14 protein-coding genes are annotated in these 26404 nt (G+C 40.1%); all 14 read left to right on the top strand.

Features of this window, described 5'->3' with window-relative positions:
* The first annotated feature begins 11 nt into the window (after positions 1-11).
* The 14 genes from G4417_RS08500 (at position 12) to G4417_RS08435 (ending at position 26399) form a co-directional block, all read left to right on the top strand.
* The gene (locus tag G4417_RS08500) at positions 12-7685 is read left to right on the top strand and encodes a non-ribosomal peptide synthetase (protein ID WP_138344129.1); all 7674 of its coding nucleotides are present in this window, start codon (positions 12-14) and stop codon (positions 7683-7685) included.
* Positions 7685-9118 carry a condensation domain-containing protein gene (locus tag G4417_RS08495; protein ID WP_015528437.1) on the top strand — a complete coding sequence of 478 codons (1434 nt, stop codon included), beginning with the start codon at positions 7685-7687 and terminating at the stop codon, positions 9116-9118. The genes G4417_RS08500 and G4417_RS08495 overlap by 1 nt, the downstream gene beginning before the upstream one ends.
* A gap of 13 nt (positions 9119-9131) precedes the next feature.
* Positions 9132-10124, top strand: coding sequence for an alpha/beta hydrolase family protein (locus G4417_RS08490; RefSeq protein WP_138344130.1), 993 nt, complete (start codon positions 9132-9134; stop codon positions 10122-10124).
* A gap of 19 nt (positions 10125-10143) precedes the next feature.
* Positions 10144-11883 carry a non-ribosomal peptide synthetase gene (locus G4417_RS08485; protein ID WP_171030276.1) on the top strand — a complete coding sequence of 580 codons (1740 nt, stop codon included), beginning with the start codon at positions 10144-10146 and terminating at the stop codon, positions 11881-11883.
* 3 nt (positions 11884-11886) lie between these two features.
* Positions 11887-15693 carry an amino acid adenylation domain-containing protein gene (locus G4417_RS08480; protein WP_138344131.1) on the top strand — a complete coding sequence of 1269 codons (3807 nt, stop codon included), beginning with the start codon at positions 11887-11889 and terminating at the stop codon, positions 15691-15693.
* Positions 15683-16708, top strand: a complete 1026-nt coding sequence (locus G4417_RS08475) for an NmrA family NAD(P)-binding protein (protein WP_118721479.1) — start codon at positions 15683-15685, stop codon at positions 16706-16708. Before G4417_RS08480 ends, G4417_RS08475 begins: the two co-directional genes overlap by 11 nt.
* Positions 16705-17805, top strand: coding sequence for a Gfo/Idh/MocA family oxidoreductase (locus tag G4417_RS08470; RefSeq protein WP_055222066.1), 1101 nt, complete (start codon positions 16705-16707; stop codon positions 17803-17805). The genes G4417_RS08475 and G4417_RS08470 overlap by 4 nt, the downstream gene beginning before the upstream one ends.
* Positions 17798-18532 (top strand): class I SAM-dependent methyltransferase, encoded by a 735-nt coding sequence (locus G4417_RS08465; protein ID WP_055222064.1) that lies wholly within the window; start codon positions 17798-17800, stop codon positions 18530-18532. Before G4417_RS08470 ends, G4417_RS08465 begins: the two co-directional genes overlap by 8 nt.
* Positions 18533-18831: 299 nt before the next feature.
* Positions 18832-19797 (top strand): helix-turn-helix domain-containing protein, encoded by a 966-nt coding sequence (locus tag G4417_RS08460; protein WP_015528443.1) that lies wholly within the window; start codon positions 18832-18834, stop codon positions 19795-19797.
* Positions 19798-19927: 130 nt separating this feature from the next.
* Positions 19928-20524, top strand: a complete 597-nt coding sequence (locus G4417_RS08455) for an MptD family putative ECF transporter S component (RefSeq protein ID WP_015535748.1) — start codon at positions 19928-19930, stop codon at positions 20522-20524.
* Complete coding sequence (locus G4417_RS08450; RefSeq protein ID WP_055222061.1) at positions 20524-21276, top strand: energy-coupling factor transporter transmembrane component T; 753 nt, start codon at positions 20524-20526, stop codon at positions 21274-21276. The genes G4417_RS08455 and G4417_RS08450 overlap by 1 nt, the downstream gene beginning before the upstream one ends.
* Positions 21273-22739, top strand: coding sequence for an ABC transporter ATP-binding protein (locus G4417_RS08445; protein WP_054335617.1), 1467 nt, complete (start codon positions 21273-21275; stop codon positions 22737-22739). The genes G4417_RS08450 and G4417_RS08445 overlap by 4 nt, the downstream gene beginning before the upstream one ends.
* A 126-nt stretch (positions 22740-22865) precedes the next feature.
* The gene (locus G4417_RS08440) at positions 22866-24650 is read left to right on the top strand and encodes an ABC transporter ATP-binding protein (RefSeq protein ID WP_138344132.1); all 1785 of its coding nucleotides are present in this window, start codon (positions 22866-22868) and stop codon (positions 24648-24650) included.
* Positions 24651-26399: an ABC transporter ATP-binding protein gene (locus G4417_RS08435; RefSeq protein ID WP_015528447.1), complete on the top strand. Its 1749-nt coding sequence runs from the start codon at positions 24651-24653 to the stop codon at positions 26397-26399.
* Positions 26400-26404 lie beyond the last annotated feature (5 nt).

Here is a 26404-nt window from a genome sequence, read left to right as displayed (position 1 = left end):
GAGACAGAATCATGGAATATATAGAGATAAAGGAACAGATCAAACAAAAGCTGCCGGTAGCCAGAGATTTGGGGGATTCCGAAAATCTGCTGGAGCTTGGGCTTTCATCCCTGACAATCATGCGTCTGGTAAACCAGTGGAGAAAACAGGGGGTTAAGGTTTCATTCGGTTCATTGATGGAAAATCCTACCCTTGAAGGCTGGTGGGCGCTGATCCAGCGCAGCATGAAGAAAAAAGCGGGCAAAAAACGGGCGCAAGAATCTAAGATAACGCCGGAAAAGGATATGAAACAGCCGTTTCCTTTAACAGACGTACAGTATGCATATTGGGTTGGCAGGGATGAAGAACAGGCTCTTGGAGGAATAGACTGTCATGCGTATTTAGAGTTTGATGGGGGAAATATAGATCCGGAGCGTCTGGAAAAAGCATGGAATGTACTGCAGTATCATCATCCTATGCTGCGCGCCTGCTTTTTGGATGATGGAACACAGAAAATCCTGGATAAGCCGTATTGTGAAAAAATAAAGGTTCATGATTTTTCCCGGATGTCATCTGAGGAAGCAGAGGCAATGGCAGTATCTGTCAGAGAACGTTTATCCCATCGGAAGTTAAAGATTGAGGAAGGCGAAGTAGCAGGAATAGAGCTTACGCTTTTTCCTGAAAATAAGGCACGCCTTCATGTGGACATGGCACTTTTGGTTGCTGATGTACAGAGTCTGCAGATATTATTGAGGGATTTGGCATCTGCTTACCGAGGGGAAAACCTGCCGAAAGAATCAAAAGGGTGGAATTTTGCTTCCTATCTAGAACGGCAGAAACAGGAAGAAGGGGAGGAACGGAAAAACGCAGAAAAATACTGGAAGAATCGTTTAGAGCATTTGCCAAAAGGCCCTGACCTTCCATTGGCAAAACGTCCGCAAGAAGTGGAAAAAACGGTGTTCAACCGCAGGATTGTGAGAATCGAAAAGGAAGAATGGGATCATTTGCAAATGCGGGCAAAAAAATACCAGACAACTCCGGCAATGGTTCTTCTTACTGCATATGCGGTGGTTCTGGAACGATGGAGCAGGAATCATTGTTTCCTTATTAACATTCCGTTTTTTAACCGGAAAACAGAGCAGCAGGGGTTAGAGGAAGTAATAGCAGATTTTACTACTCTGTTATTGCTGGAGATTAACTGCGAAGAAAATCCGACTTTTGCGGAATTGTTGGACAGGATTCAGAAGCAGCTTCATGAGGATATGAAGTATACGGCATATTCCGGCGTGCAAGTACAGAGAGACATTGCGCAGATGTGTGGTGACGCATCGGCAGTGGCGCCGGTTGTTTTTGCCTGCAATCTGGGAACGCCGTTGGTAAATGATACGTTCCGGAATGAACTGGGGCAGTTTTCCTATATGATTTCCCAGACGCCGCAGGTGTGGAATGATTTTCAGAGTTATGAAGATGAAAATGGCGTACAGCTTACATGGGACAGCGTGGATGAGTTATTCCCGGAGAATATGATCCCGGATATGTTGGAGAGTTTTGAGATTCTTCTGCATGAATTGGGAAAGAAGGACTGGAATCAGAGATTTGATGTGCTTCCTGAAAAAAGAAAAAGAGAAATTGAAGATACAGCGCGTACAGGAGTGCCGGAGCGTGTGGAATGCCTGCATTGGGCTGTTATGAACCATGCGGAAGTTTGCCCGGAAGATATTGCGCTTATTGATGCGGGAAGCGGAAGATCGGTATCCTATGGGGAATTAAAAGCACGGGCAACAGCAGTGGCGGCAGGAATTTCAGAAAAGGATATTAAGGGCGTCCCGGTTGCACTTACCCTGCCGCGCGGGATAGAACAGATCGAGTCGGCATTAGGAATTTTGCTTTCCGGAAATTCATACCTTCCGGTCAGCTTAAGCCAGCCTAAAGATCGGAGAGCGTTAATCCATGAGAAGACGGGAGTCCGCTATGTGGTCACGAATCGGGAATTATCCGAAAAACTGGACTGGCCGGAAGGTACGGAAATCCTTGTGATGGAAGGTATGGAAGAGGGACAGGAAAATGTGAGACTGCCAGAGGTGTCGCCGAAGGACAGCGCCTATATCATCATGACGTCAGGCTCTACAGGTGTTCCGAAGGGTGTAGAGATTGCGCATGAAAGCGCATGGAATACGGTTCAGGATATTAATGAAAAGTACCATGTGACAAGTGCAGATCGGGCGCTGGCTGTATCAGCTATGGATTTTGACCTGTCGGTATATGATGTTTTTGGAATTTTAGGCGCAGGAGGAACATTGGTATTGCTTCCAGAGCAGGAGAGAAGGAATGCGGATTACTGGCTGGAACAAGTGTTGAAATATCAGATTACCGTTTGGAATTCAGTGCCGGTGCTTCTGGATATGCTTTTGATACGGGCGGAATCCATGAAACAGAAACTGCCGATCAGGGCGGTTATGCTTTCCGGAGATTGGATTGGGATGGATCTCCCGCAGAGGGTTGCGGCATGGACAGAGGATTGCCAGTTTGTCGCTATGGGAGGAGCTACAGAGGCAAGTATCTGGTCCAATTATCAGAATGTTACCCTGCCGATGCCGAAAAACTGGAAATCTATTCCCTATGGAAAGCCACTCAGATATCAGGCATATCGTGTTGTGGATGAGTATGGAAGGGATTGCCCTTACTGGGCAGAAGGCGAACTCTGGATTGGCGGTTTTGGTGTAGCAAAAGGATATAGGGGAGATTCTGCGCTTACGGGGCAGAAATTTATCACAGATCAGTATGGAAGATGGTATCGGACCGGTGATCTCGGAAGAATCTGGGATGATGAGATAATTGAATTTTTGGGAAGAAAAGATCATCAGGTAAAGATCCGTGGACACAGGATTGAATTGGGAGAAATTGAACATGCGATTCAGGAGTTTCCGGGTGTGGCTCATGCAGTTGTTGATACAGTTAGTGATGGTCATGGCAATAAAACGCTGGCTGCTTATATCGGAGCGCCGATACAGGAAGATTCTAAAGTTACAACGTATTTGTACGGCACAGATATCTTTGGCGGGGGCTGGAAAGAACTGAAGGATGATGTCAGCAATTGGCAGATGCAGCAGGAACGGAAGACAGCATACAAAAATTTCCTTGCCTATGCAGACCAGAGATGTGTACAGCTTATGCTGGAGACACTCATAGAGTTAGGCATTTTTGTATCAGAGAAGGAAGTTCTTTCGCAGAAGGAAATTTTTGAAAAAGGGAGCATTACGGAAACACAGAAGAATACTGTGGCAAGATGGTTGGAAATTTTAAAGAAGGAAGGAATCCTGAGAGAAGAGGACGGCAGACTATCGCGTACCGGGAAGGAAGTGGCTGTACCGGAAAAAGCTGGAGATACGGAAACGTATTTTAATAAACTGAAGCCGTATCTGAAGCATATGGTTACTGGGAATGAAGTTCCGCTGGACGTATTTTACCAGAAAGAGCCGGCTTTGGCTCCGAATATGCTGCTTCGGAGGATTCCGGGCTGCGAGGAAACAGTGGAAAGACTGGTGCAGGGATTAAGGCTTCTGGCAGAAGAACGCAGAAAAGAGCCACTCCAGATTATAGAAATTGGTACAAGGGACACTGCAATTACAAGACAGTTTTTGAATGCACTGGAAGATGTAAGCGTGGCTTATACTTATGCGGATTCTTCAAAATATTTTCTGCAGGAAGCAGAGAAAGAACTTGCGGGATATGAGAGAGTCGAGTTTGAGATGCTGAATCTGGAAGAAGGCATGGATAAGCAGCAGATGTCCTTGCATAGTTATGACATTGTGATATCGGTAAATGCTTTACATAGAAATATTGATGCTGCTGATGCGGTAAAGAAAGTAGCGGAATTACTGAAGCCAAACGGAATATTGCTGATGACTGACCTTGTGGTAAGGACATACCTTCAGGAACTTACAGCGGCTTTTTTGGAAAATGGTTTTGCGGATATTCGGGACAAGAGAAAAGAAGCAGGGCTGGTTACCCCGGATTGCCTGCTGTGGAGAGAATGTTTATCAGAGGCAGGATTGGGCGAAGACTGTGCTGTGACAGAGAGATATGGAAGATGTATATGCTGCAGCAGACAGCAGGCGTCTGTCCTGTCCTATCATAATGGAGCACTAAGGGAATATCTGTCAGAAAAACTGCCGGAGTATATGGTTCCACAGAATTATCATTTCATGGAGCAGCTCCCAACATTGTCCAATGGGAAGATTAACAGGAAGCAATTGCGGGAAGATTTTAAAGAAGAAACTGCGGTTATCCGATTTTCAAAGGCAACGACAGAAACAGAAGAAAAGCTTTTAGATATCTGGAAACAATTATTTGGATATGAAAATATCGGAATTGAAGATAATTATTTTAGCCTTGGGGGAGACTCGCTGATTGCCACAAGGTTGATCTCGGAAGTACAGAAAACCTTCGGCTGCAAAATAACGATCAGCACGATTTTTGAAAATCTGACCGTAAAATCTCTGGCAAAAGCTATTGAACAGTCCGAACAGAAAGAAGAAGATACACTGCAGATCAAACCGAATCTGGAGGAAGCATATCATCCGTTCCCATTAACCGATGTGCAGTATGCTTACTGGCTTGGCAGAAGCGGATTGTATGAATTGGGGAATGTTGCAACGCACTGTTATTTTGAACTGGATGCAGACGGCCTTGATACTGAGTGCGCAGAGACGGCATGGAATCTGTTGATACAGAGGCATGGGATGATGCGTGTTATTATCCAGCCGGATGGTATGCAGCGCATACTGGAGAATACTCCCCAGTATCATATTGACGTGACGGATATCCGACAATTGGAAGTGACAGAAAAAGAAAAGGCATTGGATGAAAAACGGGCAGAGATGTCTCATCAGGTAATTCAGACAGATGAATGGCCTCTGTTTGATGTGCGAATCACTAAAATAGAGGACCAGAAGCATAGAATCCATATCAGTTTTGACAATATTATCTTTGATGGCTGGAGTATGTTCCATCTCTTAAATGAGTGGGCAGAAGTATATCGAAATGGAAAAGCGGAAATGCCGATTACTTTGTCTTTCCGGGATTACGTGCTGGGACTGGAGCAGATAAAGTCTACCTCTGCTTATGAGAAAGATAAAAAATATTGGGAAGACCGGGTGGAGACTTTTGCGGACGCACCGGATCTGCCGCTTGCAAAGAACGAAAGCCAGATTACAGAGCAGCGTTTCTGTCGCCGGAGCGCAAAACTGTCACAGAAAGAATGGCAGTCTGTAAAAGACGCGGCGGGAAGACTGGAGGTAACGCCTTCTGTTCTTTTGATGAGTGCTTATGCGGAGACTCTCCGCTTGTGGAGCAGTAATAAGGATTTTACACTTAATCTGACGCAGTTTGACCGGAAACAATTGCATCCGGAAGTGAACAATCTGGTTGGAGATTTTACAACACTGACATTGCTGGAGATAAAGAATGCAGGGAATAATTTTGCGGAAAGGACAAAGGCAATTCAGAAGCAGCTTACAGAAGATCTGGAGCATACAGCTTATGGCGCGGTTGAACTGGAGCGCGAATTAAAGAAAAAGACTGGAAATATGCGGGGCGCTATTATGCCGGTAGTGTTTACCAGTGGCCTTGGCGTGGAGCAGTGGAATGAAGGAAAGTGGCTTGGAAAACTGAACTATAACATTTCACAGACGCCGCAGGTGTGGCTGGATCATCAGGTGGTTGAAATGGATGGCTGTTTATGCCTGTTTTGGGATTCCGTGGACGAATTATTTTATCCGGGAATGCTGGATGAGATGTTCCGGGCATATACCGGCCTGCTTCATACGCTAGCAGTTCATCCGGAGATCATGCAGGAAAAAACGGCAAGTCTGGTAACAGCGGAAATTTCAGAAAAACGGCGTCAGGCGAATGAAACGGCGGCTGAATTTGAAGAGAAAACGTTGGATGGATTATTCTTGGAGGCGGCAGACAAATTTCCGGATAAGGAGGCGCTGGTAACGTGCAGCAGGCGGATGACTTATCGGGAGATAAAAGAAGAGGCGTTTTACATTTCCGGGCAGTTGAAGAGCATGGGAATAAAAAAAGAAGAGACGGTAGCTGTATTTATGGAAAAAGGGTGGGAGCAGGTAGTTGCTGTTTATGGAATCCTGTTTGCCGGAGCCGCATATCTTCCGATAGATATCCATAATCCGAGAGAACGAGTTGAAAAGATTCTCCGTGACAGTGGAACAAGAATCATTCTTGTGCAGAATCAGGCGTATGATCAGGATACCGAATGGCTGCACGAGTGGGATTGTATTTCTGTGTCTGGATTAAAAACCGATTCTGAATACAAAGCACAGGAGAATAAGGCGGGAGACCTTGCGTATGTAATCTATACGTCGGGAACAACCGGGATGCCGAAAGGAGTAATGATTACTCACCATAATGCAGTGAATACAATACTGGATATCAATGCACGCTATCAGATTACAGAACAGGATACGGCGTTTGGAATCTCCAATCTTCATTTTGACCTGTCTGTTTATGATGTTTTTGGCGTTTTAGGCGCAGGTGGGAAATTGGTTCTTCCGGATCCGGAATATGGAAAAGATCCAGCGCATTGGATTCACTGGTTGAATCATGAGAATATTACCGTATGGAACAGCGTGCCAGCTTTTGTAGAAATGCTGGCAGAATATGAGGAATATCAAAGGCAGGTAACTTCACAATCGTTGCGGTTGGTAATGATGAGTGGCGACTGGGTTCCGGTTTCACTTCCGGGGAGAATCCGTAATCTGTTTCAGAATGTTGAGATTGTTGCACTTGGAGGAGCGACGGAAGGCAGTATTTGGTCCAATCATTTCGAGATCCCAGAGATTGTGCCGGAAGATTGGAAGAGTATTCCGTATGGGAAACCGCTTGCAAACCAGAAGTATTATGTTCTGGATCAGAATATGGAAGATTGCCCTGACTGGGTACCGGGAACACTTTATATTGCCGGAGATGGCGTTGCACAGGGATATTTAAACGATAATGAAAAAACAGAAGAAAAGTTTGTTGTTTTAGATAGAACTGGGGAACGATTGTATTGTACTGGAGATGTGGGACGGTATTGGAATGAAGGTAATATTGAATTTCTTGGAAGATTGGATAATCAGGTAAAAATCAATGGATATCGGGTAGAATTGGGCGAAATTGAAGCTGCATTACGAAGGATTCAAGGTATAACTGAAGCGTTTGTTTTTTTTAAAAGGGATAATGCGATAGAAGACATATGTGCTGTATTAGTAGAGGAAAAAAGGTATCGTGACCGGATAGACAAGTTTTATAAGGAAATGTTAAAAAAAGATCTTCCGATCTATATGATTCCAACAGAATATATTAAAACGAATGCTATTCCGCTTAATTCAAATGGGAAAAAGGATATTCATAAAATTTTGATTGTTGCAGAAAAAAATAGAAAGCCTATTTTTAAAAAGAATAATAATTGTAAACAGCTTACTCAACTTCAGGAGCAATTACTCGCAATTTGGAGAGAAGTTTTAAAAATTGAAAATATTGATATAAATGATAACTTTTTTGAAATAGGTGGAAATTCGATACAGGCAATACAAATTACTAACCAAATGACGGAGAAAATAGGGTGTTTTATGGATATCGGCAAGTTATTTGAGTATCCGACTATCAGCAAAATCGAAAGATATATATTAGAGGAAACGTAATGAGTAAATACATATTTAATAATGATACCGATATTTTGGAGTTTTTGGAGCAACTTAGAGAGAATGGCATTCAAATTTGGGGAGAAGGGGAGAAAATTCGATACAGATCTAAAAACAGACAATTGGCACCGGAAACATTAAGGATTCTTAAAATGGCTAAAGGTCAAATTTTAGATTTCTTTCGAATGATCGAAAAAAATGTGATTCCATTAACATCAATACAAACAGCTTATGTTGTGGGACAAACGGCTGGGTGTGAGTTGGGAAATATAAATGCGCATTATTACATCGAATATACAATAGAATCTTTGGATGTTGAACGACTTGAGCAAATGATAAATCTGGTTATTTCTAAAAATGATGCATTACGGTTGATTGTAACACATGAGGGGAAAGCGAGTTTTTTAGATAATGTGCCATATTATTCTGTGCCAGTTTATTCATTATATGATGGGAATGATAGAGAGCAAAAGCGGCTAGAGAGAAGTCATCATAGGTATAATTATTATAAATGGCCCATGTTCCATTTTTGCGTTGGGAAAACATCAGGAAAGACAAGTGTTTTACATGTAGATTTTGATTGTATTATTTTGGATGCATGGAGTGCAAAATTACTGTTGAACGAGATTTTCAGTTTGTACTATGGAAAAGATGTTAAATTTCCACGAATCTCTTTTATGAATTACATGAGATTAAAAACAGATAAAGGAGATTTGGAAGCTGAAGAATACTGGAAAGAAAAAGTAAAAAATATGCCGAGCTTTCCCAAACTGAATTACCAGAAAAAATTTGCAGAAGTGCAGAATGTAAGATTTGATAGAATTGAATGTGATTTTTCTTTTATAGAAACACAACGATTATATCAGAAAATAAAAAACTATCATTTTACTCCTGCTGCAGTAATTTCTACAATTTTTATGAAAACACTGGCACAATATAGTGAAACTCCAGGACTTTCCATAAATGTAACATTGTTTAATAGACAGTTATTGCATGAAGATGTGAATGGGATACTGGGTGAATTTACTAACAATGCAGTAATATCATACCAAGAAAAAACGGATTCTTTATTGGATGCTATTCGAGCAACTCAAGAACAGATGTGGCGGTTAGTTCAATATAGAAAATTTGAAGGAAGCAATATATTAAAAATGCTTTCTTCAGGTAGAGCAGGAAAAGCGATTATGCCAGTAGTGTTTACTTGTATGCTGGAGGGGAATGTGTCTAAGGTAACAAAAAAAAGATATTCATTCAAAGAAGAATATGCGATAAGCCAAACACCGCAGGTGGTTTTAGATCACCATGTAAGAGATGATTTGGGATATTTGAAGATTTCATGGGATTATATTATTGACATCTTTGATAAACAATATATTACTGATATTTTTGGCGCTTATGTAAATAATATAAAGAAATTTATGGAAAAATATTAGGGAGAATAAAAATATGTTTGTAAAAGAATTGGAAATTACTTTGGAAAATGGAATGAAAATTTCAGGAGAATTAGATTTGCCAGAAAGGCAAGGTCAATGGAAAACGATTATTTTATTTCATGGTTCCGGTCCATCTGATCGGCACGCTACAGTTGAATCCATGGGAGGTATAGTATCCCGTAATTTTGATTTATTGAGCGAAGGGTTTGTGAAAGCTAGATATGCGGTATTTCGTTATGATAAAAGAGAAAATTATGATATAGAAATAATTATTCGGGATGCCAGAGAGGTAACGAGATTTGTTTCTGGCTTGTCTGAAGTGGAAGGAATTCTGTTTTATGGATGGAGTGAAGGAGTACGAGTTTGTACAACTTTAGTTTCAGATTTTCCGAATGCGCAGGCTTTGATTCTTCAGTCGGGTATTGCAGAAGGATGGAGTTCCTATTTCTCTTATATATTGCGCGAACTTACAGTAGAAAAGTTGAAAGAGTTGGATAACAATAATGATAGCATATTAGAAATTTCGGATTTTTTGAATTGCATACCGGACTCCACATCTATCTCTTTCTCTCTGTATTTACTTATTCTTGGTACGGATAAGGAGGGAAATATGAAATTTAATGAAGAACTTGATCCAGAAGGGAAAGGAAGATTCAGCATAATAGATAATTGGATACCATTGGCAGATGAAATAGTTGCAGATCCTACTACTTTAATTCGATTTGCTGAAAATGCTCCTGGAGAAACATGGGCAGGAATATTAGATGACATAAAAAAAATCCAATTACCTATTTTAGTACTTCATGGTTTGAATGACGGATGGATTTCTCCGGTAGAAGCTGTGCAAATAGCAAAGGCAGCAAGGAATAATGCAGATATAATTTTGTTTAAAGGGTTGGGACATTCACTTTCTAAGGTAAGTTCTCCATTAAAGGATGAAGGCGGTACTATAGAAGATGAGGTTATTGTGAGAGTCGTAGAATGGCTTAAAAAGAATGTGGAATAGTTGAGGAAAGGAAATGTATATGATGAACGATCGAGAGTTTTCTAATAGAAAGGAAACATTACATGGAGAATTTTATGAAAATGCATTGAAATATCCAGAGAGAATTGCGCTTATCTATGAAAATGAGAAAGTTTCTTATAAGATGTTGCGTTTATATGCGTTGCGTGCAGCAAACTATATGTGGCAAAGAGGAGTAAGAAGAAATGATAAGATTGTAGTTATATTGCCGAGAGGTATTGGACAAGTAGCTGCATTGTTAGGAATTCTTGCAATAGGTGCAGCGTATGTTCCGATTGCGATGAAGCAGCCGTTAGGACGTCGGAAAAAAATCATAGAAAATGTCAAGCCGGCTCTTGTATTGCAGGATGAAGCCTTTTTAGAAGAGAATCCATGGACTGGGTGTATTGAAAATAATTCAAAAGATACTGCCTATATTATTTATACATCGGGCTCTAGCGGAGAACCTAAAGGAGTAGAAATGAGTCATGTGGCTGCAATGAATACAATAGAAGAAATTTTACATATGTGGAATATTGGTGCGGAAGATTCCGTATTAAATATATCAGCATTTGATTTTGATTTGTCGGTTTTTGACATATTTGGTCTTTTAACTGTTGGAGGGACAATTGTTTTAATTGATGAAGACGACTTTAGAGATCCAGAAGTATGGAAAAATCTGATAGAGATTTATGGAATTACTATTTGGAATAGTGCCCCCGCGTTATTGGACATGTTTTTGATAATGGGGGAAAATAATCATTTTGGTAAATTGCGGTTGGCATTAGTGTCAGGGGACTGGATTCCTTTATATTTACCGGAGAAATGGTATAAAGTAACTTCAGCAAACTCGCAATTTGTAGCGTTGGGCGGAGCGACAGAAGGCGGAATTTGGTCCAACTATTATTGCGTTTCAAAAGTAGATAAATTGTGGAATTCTATTCCTTATGGGCAAGCATTACCAAAACAGAAATATAGGATTACGGATGAAAATTTTGTGGAGTGCGGAGTTGATATTCCTGGTGAATTGCAAATTGGAGGTGGAAGTCTGGCGAAAGGCTATATTAATGATGAAGAGCTAACAATGAAAAAGTTTATTACGGATGTAAAAGGGGAACGTTGGTATAGAACAGGAGATCGGGGAAGGCGATGGGCAGATGGAACGATAGAGTTTTTAGGGCGAATGGATACCCAAGTAAAGATACGTGGACATCGAATTGAGTTGGGAGAAATTGAAAGTGTATTAAAAAGTATTTCAAGAATAAAAGAAGCCGTAGTTGTTGCTCAGGGGGATAAATACCATAAAGAATTAGTTGCATTTTACTTGGGAGAGTACATTGCAGAGAGTGAAATAGAAGATTATCTTAAGATACATCTTCCTGAGTATTCTATACCGAATTCTATAAACAGATTAGAAAATTTTCCTCTTAATGCAAATGGAAAAGTTGATAGAAGAAGATTGGCAGAATATCAGAAAACTGATAGTGTGGAAATAATGTCTGACAAAGTATTAAATATTGTACTGATGATTTGGGAGGAGCTATTGAAAAATAAAGTGGCTGATTTGGATGAGAACCTTTTTAAGATAGGTGCAGACAGCTTGCTTGCGGCTAGATTTGTTGCGGCTATTAATGCTCGTTGCGGAATAGAGGTACGCATGAAAGAGGTCTTTATGAATCCATCAATTAACGCACTAACAAAATTGGTTGATAAGAGAAAAAATACAGATATAGCAGAATTTGTAGAAGAGGGGGAAATTTAAAAAATGCAGGACACGAAAAAAGTAGCAGGAGAATTATTAGTAGAGCTTGAAAAAAAAGGCGTTACTTTTGAAACTGTTGATGGAAAATTAAAATATAAAGATTCCAAAGGGAATTTTACAGAAAATTCTAAAGAGAAAGTTAAAAAATATAAAGAAGAAATAATTGAAATTTTGAAGAAAAAACAAACGATAGACGAGTTTATTACGGATAATGATTATGAAACTAATGTATATCCTTTGACTGATGTGCAAGCAGCCTATTTAGTTGGAAAAACAGAAGCTGTGAAGTGGGGTGGAATTGGATGTAAAGGATATATTGAGGTTGATTTTGGTTCCTACAGTGCAGAAGAACTATCAAGAGCTTGGAAAGTATTGGTAAATAGGCATGAAATGCTAAGAGCGAAAGTAACAGAGGTCGGATTTGAAATTTTAGAGAGAGATGAGATTGATTATGAAATTAAAATAGTAAATCTACAAAAAATGGCAGAGAGGGAAAAAGTAGATACTTTATCTAAGATTAGGGAAGATTTTAGTGAATATGTTTTTCATACGGAGGAACCTCCATTATTTAAAGTGCTAATAACGAAGCGTATAGAAGGAAATTTTTTCCATCTACTTGTTGATTTAATTGTTTCAGATTTTGCAAGTGTGCAACTTCTGATTTCTGAAATGGGAGAACTTTTGAAAGGAGCTTCATTAGAAAAAATAAGGTATAAGTTTTCAGATTATGCAATGTTCAATCAACAACGTAAAGGAAGTTTAAAATGGCATCAGGATAGAATGTATTGGTTAGAAAGACTGAAAAAATTACCGGAGGCTCCAATTCTTCCACAAGATGGACGAGCCGCAGATAAGTGTGAAAATACATATGAATTTTATCGATTTCAGAAACATATTAATCAGTCTGACTGGAAACGTATAAAGGAAATTGCAGGAGAATACGGAGTAACAGTTTCATCGGTGCTTATTGGTATATACGCAGAAGTTATTTCAAGGTGGAGTTCGAATAAACATTTTACACTCAATTTACCAATTCAAAATAGACCAACTATCGGAAATAATACTAATTCCATAGTAGGAGACTTTACAGCAGTGAACTTGCTAGAAGTAAATGTAACTCAAAATATGAGTTTTATAGAAAGAGTCAAAGAAATTACAAAAAGATTGATGGAGGATTTAGAGCATAATTCTTTTTCTGGTGTCGAAGTGCTAAGAGAACTGAGTAAAGTGTCTGAAGAAAAGGAATTATTAATGCCGATCGTATTTACAGGGGTTTTGAAGACTGATGGCACTGTAGGCACTATTGAATATGGGTTTAGTCATACCCCTCAAGTATGGATTGATTGTCAGATAGTCGATGAGATAGATTCAGAAGATCAAGAAAAAGGCCTGATGATAAGCTGGGATACAAGAAAAGGTGCGATAAAAGAATCTATTGTAACGGAGATGTTTGAGTCTTTTACTGAAACAATAAGAATACTTGGAATAAAACATTCGGAAGAATGGAAGAATCCATTGGAAATTATAGTGCCAAGTGCGAGTAAGAAAAAAGTAATTTGCGAACGAAATAAAGGTATTACGAATCAATCTCGTATTCAACAGAGATTTGTTAAGTATGCGAAAAAGAATTCTAATAAAACTGCCGTAATAGATGCTGTTGAAACAGTGACATATGGAGAATTGTTGGAAAGAGCAGAATATATAGCAGGTTATTTAAGAAAAGAATTTGTGGAAAATAGAACTGGACTGGTTGCGATAAGAATGAAAAAATCTGTAAATCAAATTGCAGCAGTAATGGGTGTTTTGATTGCTGGATTTTCTTATTTACCTATTGATATAAAACAGCCATTGGCACGACAAGAAAAAATTTTATCAAAAGCAAATGTTATTGTGGAATTGGATGAGAAAAAAGTAAATATGATACTTCAGAATTTGGAATACCGATTAGAAAAGCATCCAGAATTCCAAAATCCTATTGCATATGTAATATTTACTTCTGGCTCTACAGGAGAGCCTAAAGGTGTAGTAATGTCACATACTGCGGCACAAAATACTCTTATATCTATTGAAAATATGTATAATATCTCGGAAGAGGATACAATCCTTGGTATTGCGGAACTGTCATTTGATCTTTCTGTATTTGATATATTTAGTGTATTGGGAGTTGGTGGAACATTAGTATTACCGAATCCAGAAAAAGGACCAGATGCATCCCATTGGGGCAGATTACTTAATGAATACAAAGTGACCTTGTGGAATAGTGTTCCAGCGCAGGCGGAAATGTTAGATGCTTTTGCGTCTAAATCGGAGAGTTATCCGACAGTTAGATTAGTACTGTTATCCGGAGATTGGATAAATACTAGTCTGCCAGGAAGACTAAGAAAGATTATGACCAACGCTCAAATGATTAGTTTGGGAGGCGCTACGGAAGGTGGGATTTGGTCTATATATCATGAAATTGATGAAATAGAAGAAAGGCCTACTATATTATATGGAAAAGCTTTGCTTGGACAGTGGATGGGAGTTGTAGACGAGGAATTGAGAATTTGTCCGGAATATGTTTCGGGGCAAATTGCCATAGGAGGATATTCTTTGGCAGAAGGCTATTTAGGAGATACAATATTAACAAAAGAAAAATTTGTTTATCTGGAAGAAGAAAAGAACAGGATTTATCTCACTGGAGATAATGGAAGATATGTAGAGAATGGCGACATTGAATTTTTAGGCAGATTAGATAATCAGGTAAAAATCAATGGGCATAGAATAGAAATTGCGGAAATAGAAAATGCAATACGTGGAATGCAAAATATTGAAGATTGTTGCGTGGTTTATAATCAAAGTATAGGGAAGGGTGTGCTGATAGCTTTTATAAAAAATAAAATATCGAGCATTTCCTATACGAAAGAAGAATACAGAAAGCAGTTAGCCTTTTTTTTGCCACCAGCAATGATTCCTTCAGAGTTTGTAAATGTAGAGAGTTTTCCACTTTCTACTAATGGCAAAATAGACAGAAAAGGACTGGCAGAGAGTATACAAAAGAACATCAAGGTAAAGCATAATGCAAAAGCAACTTTAATTTCGCAAAAGAAGGAATATGTAGAACTTGCTAAAAGTATCAAAAAAATCGTATGCTCTATTTCTGGAAATGATTATATTGATTATGAAGATAATTTATTAGAAAATGGACTTGATTCTTTGTTATTATCTCAGATTTCTGGGCGCATAGTTAGTGACATACAAGAAGCACAAGGCATGAGATTTGATGAAATATTACGGGCATCGTTGACGATGCCAACAATTATGGGGATTGCTCAGTATATATCGGATTGTAAAAATCCTTCAAAAAATCAAATGCATAGTAATGCAGGAAATCAAACAAGAAATTCATATACTGTTGTATATATATTTGGGGATAACGAAAATGAAATAAGAGATGTTCTTATAGAAAAGTTGAGCGCTTCAAACATAAGTTGTAAGAGAGTGGGAGGGCAAGAAATAATTGAAAGATGTCATGAAGACATAAATGTTAAAAAGAAATATATTATTGCCTTTTCCGAAATGGCTTCTTTATGCATAACTAAGGCAAGTGAACTATTGGGGGAAAACATTATTATTAACCGCATTTTTTTAATAAATCCATCTAAAGCAAAAGAAAGTGATTTATATTTAGGAGATATAAGCATAATTGACGGAAATTCAGTTGCTATTAAATCTTGGGAAAAGGCTGTTTTAGGTAACGTTAGAGAATTTGAATCTAATAGTAATGACATTTTTGATATTATTATGAGGGAACTAGAAAATGATAAATAATCGCAGAACAATCTGTATTCTTGGCGGAACAGGTACTGTTGGTGTGACAGCGTGTAAGGTTTTAAGTAAGTTAGGCTATTCATTAAGAGTCAGTGTACGGAATATAGAAACAATAAAAGATACAGGAATGTATATGGCTCCCAACATCCAATTATTTGAACTTGATATTGATAAGGAAAGTAATATTGGAAAATTCTTTAAAGGAAGTGATTTGGTAATAGGAGCAATCGGACCTTCCGCAGACTATAGTGAAAAAATGTTACTTGGAGCAATGGCAGAGAATATTCCGTATGTTGACCCAGGAGGAATTCATTTAATTAGAAAAATGAGGAATTCTAGCATGAAAGGTACCGCTATAGTTGGTTCGGGAATATTTCCGGGGTTATCAGGATGGATGTTGTCTTCTGTGCTTAAAGAAGCTTTCAATGATGACTTAATAGAGATGATTATTGGAGGTGTCTATAATTTTTCAAAAGCTGCCGCAATCGATTATGTGGAAGAAATAAAAAGTTATAAAGCTGGAATTCCTATGGCATGTGTGCGAAATGGAAAAATTTTACCTGCTCAGAAAAGAAGTCCGCTGAATCTTCCAACAAGAATTTCGAAATTATCTATATTGCCATATGTTACAGAAGAAATTCAAGAAATTATACAAGGGAAATATATGCTTAATATTGATTCATATACGGCGGCACCTGTAAGTTTATTTTCAATAGTAAATAAGGCGCATTGTCAAAAAAAAGATTTAGTAAATGCATTAATGGGACAGAAAAATAGCAACCAAAAAGCTTTTATATGGGTAAGACAAAATAAAGGAAATGATAGTAGATGCATTTATTTTGAAGGAAAAAATCCGAGTGTTTTAACTGGCGAAATATTAGCGATTACTGCCAATGCAATATTTGAAATGCCTAGGAAGGATGGAATTTATACAATGGCAAGTTATCTTGAAAAATATCAAGTGTTAGATGAACTTAAAAAAATAGATAAGTTCAAATCAGAGGGAAAGATATGAAGAAAAAACAGATTTTAGTATGTGGAACAGGATTTGGGAAAATTTATTTGAAAGCTATTGCAGAAAGTAAAGAATATGAGCTTATGGGTATATTGGGAAAAGGAAGCGATAGATCCAGACTTCTTTCAAAGAATCTAAATGTGCCAATGTATACGGATATTAAAGAAATAAATCAAAATGTTGATGCAGCATGTGTAGTTGTACCTAATGCGGCTGGAGGTGGAAACGGTGCCAATATAGCTAAAAGTATACTTGCAAAAGGGATACCAACATTATTAGAACATCCTGCTCATGAGGTAGAAATTGTTAATTGTATAAGAGAATCCGGAAGTGCCGCTTTTATGTTGAATCCATTTTATCGGTATATCAAGCCAATTCGAGATTTTTTAGAGGCGGCACAAATAATAAGTAAACATGCTCATCTTATAAATGCATCCTTGGAATGCGCTATACATGTATTATATGATGGAATAGATATATTGGGGTGTGCGTTGGGAGGCTTATCAACATGGAAATTGGGAAATGTAGCAGAATCTTATACAACTTCTATGGCAGGAGGGGGTAACAGAGTTATTAGTGGTATAATTGGAATGGTTCCGGTAACATTTATAGTGAATACCAATGTGGATCGTAACGATATAGACCATCCATTACATTTATATCATAGAATAGAATTGACATTTTCCACAGGGCGGCTCTGTCTGGTCAATACCCATGGTCCGGTAATATGGCTTCCTTTCTTGCATATGCCAAGAGATGAATATGGAACACTAAGTATTAATGTAGAAGAGGAAGTAAATATACCCTCTGGTGTTACTATAGGAAATGTAATGTTACCATCAGTAAAAGAAACGTTTGAACAAATATGGCCGGATGCAGTAAAGAAAGCTTTAGAGATTTTATTTAAGCAAAATAGAACAGAAAAAATGTCCATGGCGCAATATCAAATATATGTATCAAAATTATGGTCTGAAATATGTCAGAAAGTGGGCTATATGAATATCGTTGATTATGACAATTTTGGTGACATAAAAAATATATTTTATGATTTGGAAAAAAGACATTTAATAAAAAAGGAGAATGACGGGATTGAATGAAATTGAGAATGTATACGGAGAGACAGTAGAATTTTATGATTTATCAGCTCTTTCACAGATAGGGAACAAAAAAATTGTTTTAAACAAATTTGCTGATATGGTTAAGGATTTAGATGGAATCATTTTGGATATAGGTGCAGGAACTGGAAAAACAACAATAGAGATGGCTAATATGATATGTGATAAAGAAATAATTGCTTTAGAACCATCGGCTTATATGAGAACAGCGTTTATGGCAAGATTAATGGAGCATAATGAAGTTAAAGAGAGAATTTCTCTATTGCCGATAGATGTAGGTAAATATTCATTTCGAGATAAAATAAGTGGTGTAATGTGCATGGGAGTACTTGGTCATTTAAAAAGGGATGAACAAGAAAAATTATTGTATAAATTAGATAAAAATTTGAATATAAATGTCCCAATCCTGATAGAACTTTTAGAACCGAAATTTCTTGTTGCGCCAGTAGGAAGCAGAATATCGGTGGCTACTCAAGGAAGATTGCGCTATGAGACGTATATTACCGATATAAAGCAAGTGGGGATGGATCAATGGACATGGAGATTGACCTATAAAGTTTTTTGTGGTAAAAACATAGTTAGTACTGTAGATAGCCTAATGTCGTGGAATTATCAGAGTGTGGAAAAAATTTTAAACCAATTGACAAAAATGCACTTTAGAACAGCTAAATTATCAGAAACATTATTACTTGCAATAAAAGCACGATAAATATGAACTTCAGATAAAATTAACTCTCGAACTGTCAGGTGTTCCTAAAATGCCATATTTATAAGATAATTTAGCGATGTGCAGGGAGAATAATGAGAATTAATATTAAATTGTCAGTACAATGGGTTTTAAAAGTGACTTTATCGTCTTGTGAGATGCAGAAAGAAATGGAAGTAAGTGAAGTTTGTAATTTACATTAAGTAGTGTCTGCTTTTTACATGATTACAAAATTTGACTTTTTACTTTGGAAGTTGTAAAATTTAATTAGTCTTATCTAACTTCGGGAGGAATGCTTGTACATGACAAACCAATACATGAATAATCTTTATCGTGATCTGCTCTCTAATTCACCGCAGACAATAACCATAGATATTCCAGCAGACATGGGGACAGGGCAGATTTTACAGGTGGTCACGAAACAGGGAGCAGTTGTTTCGGACTGGAAAATGAATTATTTTTCAGATATGAACGTGCAGGGAGTGAGTAGCGAAGAATACATTCAAATGTTGTTCTGCTTCAATGATGGTGTTTCCTGGAATATTGCAGATAGCCGACAAAGTATCAGCATACAAAAAGGTGAGTCCTGTATTTATCGTGGACACGGGAAAATGGAATATCTGTGCTATTCCAAACAAAACGATTTCCTTTTCAAAAATGTAAAAGTACCACTGTCGTATTTCCGTAAAATTATGAATGACTATTTTGATGTTGGTGAGATTGAGGTTTATCAGAAAAAACTATTGGAAGGTATATCAAAAGTAGGTATTACTCCCTATATGGAGCACATTTTTGCGGAACTGAAAGACTTCACGCAATATCGCGGCGGATTGGGATACCTGTTTTTGGAAAGCAAAGTTTTTGAGTTGTTATCTGTATATTTGAGTGAGATTTTGGAACTGAGTATTCTTGCGTCAACTTATATAGCAATTTCCAGAAGTGACCGAGAATCCATCATAGAAGCGAAGAGAATCATTGACAGTCAGCTTGCTTTGGCACCAAGTTGTGAGGAATTGGCGCGAAAAGTCAATATTAGTACTTCAAAATTGTCAAAGGGTTTTTCCTCGCTGTTTGGAACATCGGTTCATGCGTATATTATAGATCAGCGATTGGAAAAGGCGGCAAGTCTACTATTAGAAAGTAATTTGAACGTAAGTCAGGTGGCAGCATTTGTAGGCTATTCAAAACCGAGTAACTTTGCTGCGGCATTCAAAAAGAAGTATGGGGTAATTCCTAAAAACTATAAAACGGAAAATACGATTGGTTAAAATTAAAAAATACCGATTTTGGGTAGAATAAAACCGTTTTTGGGTTGGAAATGTAGGCGTAAATTGTTATTATATGTGGTGTAGTTAGAAAATGCTAACTACACCATTTTTTAGATAGGAGGATACTGGTATGAGTTCCCAGAAAAAAAGTTCCCGGCTTGAGGGAAAAGATTTAATTACTATCGGCATCTACACCGTCATCTATGTCGTCATTGTTATGCTGGTGGCGATGCTTGGCTTCATCCCCATTTTTATTCCGCTGATGGCGGTGCTGTGTCCTTTGATTGGCGGCATCCCCTATATGCTGTATGTTACAAAGGCTAAAAAATTCGGGATGACTGCAATCATGGGTTTCCTGATTGGCCTAATCATGGTGTTCTTCGGCAACGGCTATCTTACTATGGTAACTGGTCTTGTTGGCGGCCTGTTGGCTGACGTGATCCTGAAAAAGGCAGACTACAAAAGTGCAAAGAGTACAGTTCTTTCCTGCGGTGTGTTCAGCATCTGGGTGTTTGGCAACTTTGCTCCCATTTTCCTGAACCGTGAAAGCTATATGGTAATGCTGACTGAAGGATACGGCGCTGAATATGCAGCTACCCTTAATACATATATGCCTATGTGGATTGCGCCTATTTTGCTGGTTGCCTGCTTTGTGTTTGGCCTTGTCGGAGGTATGATTGGGAAAGCCATTTGCAAAAAGCACTTCCAGCGTGCCGGTATTGCATAATGGCGCGGGAAATTCTGCTCAGCAAAAAAACAGAACAAGGGTTGCGGCTCGATCCGCGTACAAAACTGTTGCTCATCTTCATCATAAGCATTTTTGTCATGGGTGGAACAGGCGGAGAAGCTATGGGACTGATCCGCCTTGTTCTTTGTGTGGTTCCGGCTATATTGCTGCTTACCTCGAAACAATGTGCAAAAGCTGTGGGCTATATTGCTGTGTTTTCTGTTTTTTATGCTGTCCAAATTTATGTTTTGCCGCACCTTACGGGGATATTGAATTTCCTTGTTCTGTTTACAATAGGATTCTTCTGCCGAATCCTTCCCAGTGTTGCGATTGCTGCCTATGCAGTGAAAACAACAACGGTCAGTGAATTGATTTCCGGCATGGAAAGAATCCATATGCCTAAAGAAGTGACGATCCCCTTAACGGTCATGTTCCGCTTCTTTCCAACTGTCTTTCAGGAGTCAGAAGCAATCAGTGACGCTATGAAAATGCGTGGGATTAAACTTGGAGGGAAAAAATCTTCAAAAATATTGGAGTATAAGCTGATCCCGATGATTACCTGCTCCGTGAAAATCGGTGAGGAACTTTCCGCTGCGGCAATTACCCGTGGCCTCGGCGCTCCTGTCAAACGCACAAACATTTGCCAGCTTAAATTCAATTTTGCCGATGTGGTGCTGATCTTGTTTTGTTGCTTTGTAGTGTTTTGGGCGATTGCTTCCCCGATAATTTCCGCAGGAGGGATTTTGCCATGATAGATTTTCAAAATGTTTCTTTTTCTTATGGTGAAGAATCCAGCGGCGGAGGGATTAGAAATGTCAATCTCACCATAAACACAGGGGAATTTGTTTTACTCACGGGAGAATCCGGCTGTGGGAAAACAACGATTACCCGTTTGGTAAACGGGCTGGTGCCTCATTATTACGAGGGCAAATTAGAGGGCGATGTCCTTCTGGACGGAAAAAGCGTATCAGATACGCCGCTTTATGACTTGGCTGCTATGGTGGGATCTGTATTCCAGAATCCCAAAAGTCAGTTTTTCAACGTGGATACGGATAGTGAATTAGCCTTTGCCTGTGAAAATTTAGGCTATCCTCAGGAGGATATCCTGAAAAGGATTGACCGGACAGTTTCCGATTATCATATTGAAGATTTGATGGGGCGAAGCGTGTTTGCTCTGTCCGGAGGCGAAAAGCAAAAAATAGCCTGTGCTTCATCAAGTGTATTGCTGCCGGGAATTATGGTCCTGGACGAACCATCTTCTAATTTGGATATGGCTGCTATTGATGACCTGCGGCAGGTCCTAAGCCTCTGGAAAAAGCAGGGCAAAACAATTCTGATCGCAGAACACCGCCTTTACTACCTTCACGATCTTGCAGATCGTGTGCTGTATGTAAAAGATGGGGAGATTGAACGGGAATACACGCCTGCTGAATTTGACAGCTTATCGGATGGCACTCGAAAAGAAATAGGGCTGCGGCCGTTTTCTCTCTCGAAGTTGAAGCCTGCGAATCAGTATCAGGCGCATACAGCTAAACAGATGGAATTTCAAAATTTCTGCTTTGCGTATAAAAAGCGGGAACCGGAAAGCCTCCATATTCCGAGTGCAGAACTGCCTGTTGGAGAAACGATTGCCATTATCGGTCTGAATGGCGCTGGAAAATCTACTCTGGCCCGCTGTATTTGCGGACTGGAAAAGAAGTGTGGCTTTTTGCAGGTTGAGGGGAAAACCCTTGATTGGAAAGCCCGGCTCAAACATTGCTACATGGTAATGCAGGATACCAGCCATCAGCTATTTACCGAAAGCGTGGCGGATGAAGTGCTTCTGAGCATGGACAACAAGGATGAAACTGTTGTGGATAAAATCCTTAAACAGTTTGATCTGCTGGAATATAAAGACAGGCACCCGCTTTCTCTTTCCGGCGGGCAAAAACAGCGGGTAGCGATCGCGTCTGCCATTGTGAGTAACCGGGAGATCATTGTGTTTGACGAACCAACAAGCGGGCTTGATCTCAAACATATGAGGGAAGTTGCGCGGAGTTTGAAGTCACTCGCGGATCAGGGCAAAACGCTTCTTGTTATTACGCATGATCCGGAGTTGGTGATGGCGGGATGTTCGTATGTAGTCCATATGGAAAAAGGGCAAGTAAAAGAAAGCTATCCATTGGACGAATCCGGCAGTAAAAAGGTTTTGGATTTTTTCCGAATCCGCCAGTGAATTTTAGAAATTATGAATGTCAGGGCCGCCTTGACTGGACAGAAAGATAATGATAAGAGGCCACTTTACTTTGGCGGCCTCTTGTTTTTGAAGCACAGACAGTACGGCTCAATATAAGGAGGGCTTATGTTCAAAAAAATCTTTGAGTACGCAGGGCCATATAAGAAAAATATGTATGTGGCCACGGTTGTCGTACTGGTCAGCGTTCTTACGGGTATCCTGCCTTTTGTGCTGGCCTATCAGGTCATTTCGCCATTGGTTATGGGCGATTCTGTTGAAACAGAATTTGTTTTATTGCGTGTTATAGGGGTTTTGATCTGTCTTGTTTTGCAGGCGTTTTTTTATGGATGGGGATTATCAATTTCTCATAAAGCAGCATATAACACATTGTTGCGGCTGCGGGTATCTCTGCAAAAGAAGTTTGAGAAACTTCCCCTTGGCATTGTGGAGGAAAAAGGGACAGGGACAATCAAAAAGCTGTTTGTCGATGATGTGGACAGCTTGGAATTGCTCCTTGCTCATTCAGTCCCAGAGGGTATCGCAAATTTACTGATCCCGCTGGTGATTTATGTTGCTATGTTTTGTGCGGACTGGAAACTGGCTCTTATGTCTTTGGCCTCTATCCCGATCAGCCTGCTCTCCATGGTCATTATGTACTCTGTTGGAATGAAGCGCATGGGTCCCTACTATCAGTCTGCACAGAAAATGAACAACACGATCATTGAGTACATCAATGGTATGGAGGTTGTCAAGGTTTTCAACCGGGAGAGCGAATCTTACGAGAACTTCCGCAAGGATGTAACGGACTATCGGGATTATACCTTGGCATGGTATAAGGCCGCCTGGCCCTGGATGGCGATATACGGAAGTCTACTGCCCTGCACTGTTATTCTGACTTTGCCTCTTGGGGCATGGTTTGTTCTCTGTGGCATAAGCACTTTACCTGATTTGATTTTAGTCCTCTGCCTTTCCCTCAGCATTGGGATTCCTCTCCTGAAAGCACTGGGCTTTATGGAGACGATTCCGAATCTGAATTATAAGATCACGGCACTTGAACAGATGTTAAATACGGCACCGCTGCAAGCTGCTGAGGATGATTTCCACGGACAGGATTTTAACATTTCTTACGATCATGTTTCCTTTGCGTATCAGACGACACAGCCTGGCCCAGATGGGAAACCGATAATAGCGGAAAACGAAGTCCTCCACGATATTACCTTTGTGGCACAAGCAGGACAAAAAACTGCCCTAGTTGGTGAATCCGGTTCTGGCAAGAGCACCCTTGCAAAACTGTTGATCCACTACTATGACCCGCAGAAAGGGAGCATTTCCATTGGCGGGCATAAACTTTGTGATATGAGCCTGGAGGCATTGAACAGCCGCATTTCCTATGTGGCTCAGGATCAGTACCTGTTTAACACCTCCCTGCTGGAAAATATCCGTCTTGGACGTTTGGATGCTACCGATGAGGAAGTAATGCAGGCGGCGAAGAAAGCCCGGTGTATGGAGTTTCTGGAAAAGCTGCCGCAAGGTATTCACTCCATGGCGGGCGATGCGGGGAAAATGCTTTCCGGGGGGCAGCGCCAGCGAATTTCCCTGGCGCGGGCAATATTGAAGGATGCCCCGATTGTAGTGCTTGACGAGGCTACGGCCTATGCTGATCCAGAAAATGAGGAAAAAATGGAGGCTGCTATTGCGGAGCTGGTGGAGGGAAAAACCTTGGTAGTTATCGCTCACAAACTTCCCGCTATAATGAACGCAGATCAAATATGCGTTATGGATCACGGAAAGATGGTGGCAACCGGAAAACATCAGGAGCTGATTCAAGCTTGCCCAGAATACCAAAAGTTGTGGAAAGCGGCTCAGGACAGCGCCGAGTGGAAAGTATCTACTGCAAAGGAGGGAAGATAAATGTTTGCATTGATTTCAAGAATCCTGAACCTCTCCGGGAGGTATAAAAGCCGTATTCAGGCTGCATTTCTATGTGCATTTGTCGAGTCCATTCTCTCCAAAATGCCGATCTTCATGGCGTTTATTGTCTTGGCCGGGTTTGCTGATAATACGCTGACTGGAAAGACCTGTCTGTTTGTCGGACTTGGATTATTAGCTGTTGTAGTGGTTCAGACAGTGGTTCACTATTTGAGCGACCGTCTGCAAAGTGCCGCTGGATTTATGATCTTTGCTGATAAACGGATGGAGTTGGGAAATCATTTAAGAAAAATGCCGATGGGTTACTTTACATCGGGGAATATTGGAAAAATCAGCTCTGTTCTCAGTACGGATATGGTATTCATTGAGGAAGTTTCTATGAGTACCATTGGCAACATGATGAGCTATATGCTGTCTACTTTGGTTTTAGCTGTTTTTATGTTCGTACTGGATTGGAGACTTGGGCTGATTGCGGTAATCATTACCTTGCTGGCATCACTGGTTGCAAAATATATGAATAAGGTTTCCTTCAAGGAGGCTGTCGGGCGTCAAAACCAAAGCGAGAATTTGACGGATGCGGTCTTGTCTTTTGCTGAAGGAATTGGGGTTATCAAAAGTTACAATCTGCTCGGAGAAAAATCTGACGAATTAACGGAAAACTTCAAAAAATCAAGGGATGTCAATACGAAGTTTGAGCAGAAAATGACACCGTGGACCACTGGCTTAAACATTCTCTATGGCGTGGGTATTGCCGCTATCTTCGGTTTATCCGTTTTTTTACATCAGGAAGGCGTACTCTCCCTGGCTTATCTTTTGGGCGTGCTGCTGTTTGTCTTTGATCTCTTTGGACCTCTGAAAGCTCTTTATGGAGAAGCAACCCGACTGACCGTGATGAATGCCGCATTAGACCGCATTGAAGCTGTTTTGGACGAGCCCGAACTTCCCGATAACGGAAATCAACATATTCTGTCACAGGCACAGCCGGATCAGCCAGAAGTACAATTTAGCGATGTGGGCTTCGCCTATCAGGACAAGGAAGTCCTGCACAACATCAGCTTCTCTATGCAGAAGAATACCATGACCGCACTTGTGGGACCGTCTGGCGGTGGCAAATCCACGATTGCGAACCTTCTGGCGCGGCTGTGGGATGTGAAATCCGGCAAAGTGACAATCCGTGGTACAGATATTCGGGATGTACCTCTCGCCGAACTGATGGAACAGATCAGCATGGTTTTCCAGAGGGTGTACTTGTTCCAGGATACCATTTACAACAATATCAGCATGGGTAAACCGGACGCTACCGAGGAAGAAGTCTATGAGGCTGCAAAAAAAGCCCGCTGCTATGATTTTATCATGGCGCTGCCAGATGGATTCCAGACAGTCATCGGTGAAGGCGGCGCTACTCTGTCCGGCGGCGAAAAGCAAAGAATCTCTATCGCCCGATGCATTTTGAAGGACGCACCGATTGTCATTCTGGATGAAGCGACTGCAAGTGTTGATACCGATAATGAAAGCTATATCCAGGAGGCAATCAATGAGCTGGTAAAGGGTAAAACATTACTTGTGATTGCACATCGCCTGAATACCATCCGTCAGGCAGATCAGATTTTGGTGATCTCTGATGGACGGATCAGCGAACAGGGAACCCATGACGAGCTTATGGCAAAAGCCGGGATTTATCAGGATTTTGTAAATATCCGTAAAAAGGCTTCCGGCTGGAGCCTTGCATAAAGGAG

This window comes from Blautia wexlerae (assembly GCF_013300825.1).
GTDB lineage: Bacteria > Bacillota > Clostridia > Lachnospirales > Lachnospiraceae > Blautia_A > Blautia_A wexlerae_B.
Note: the sequence above shows the minus strand (reverse complement) of the source record. Positions and strands in the feature narration are given on the sequence as shown.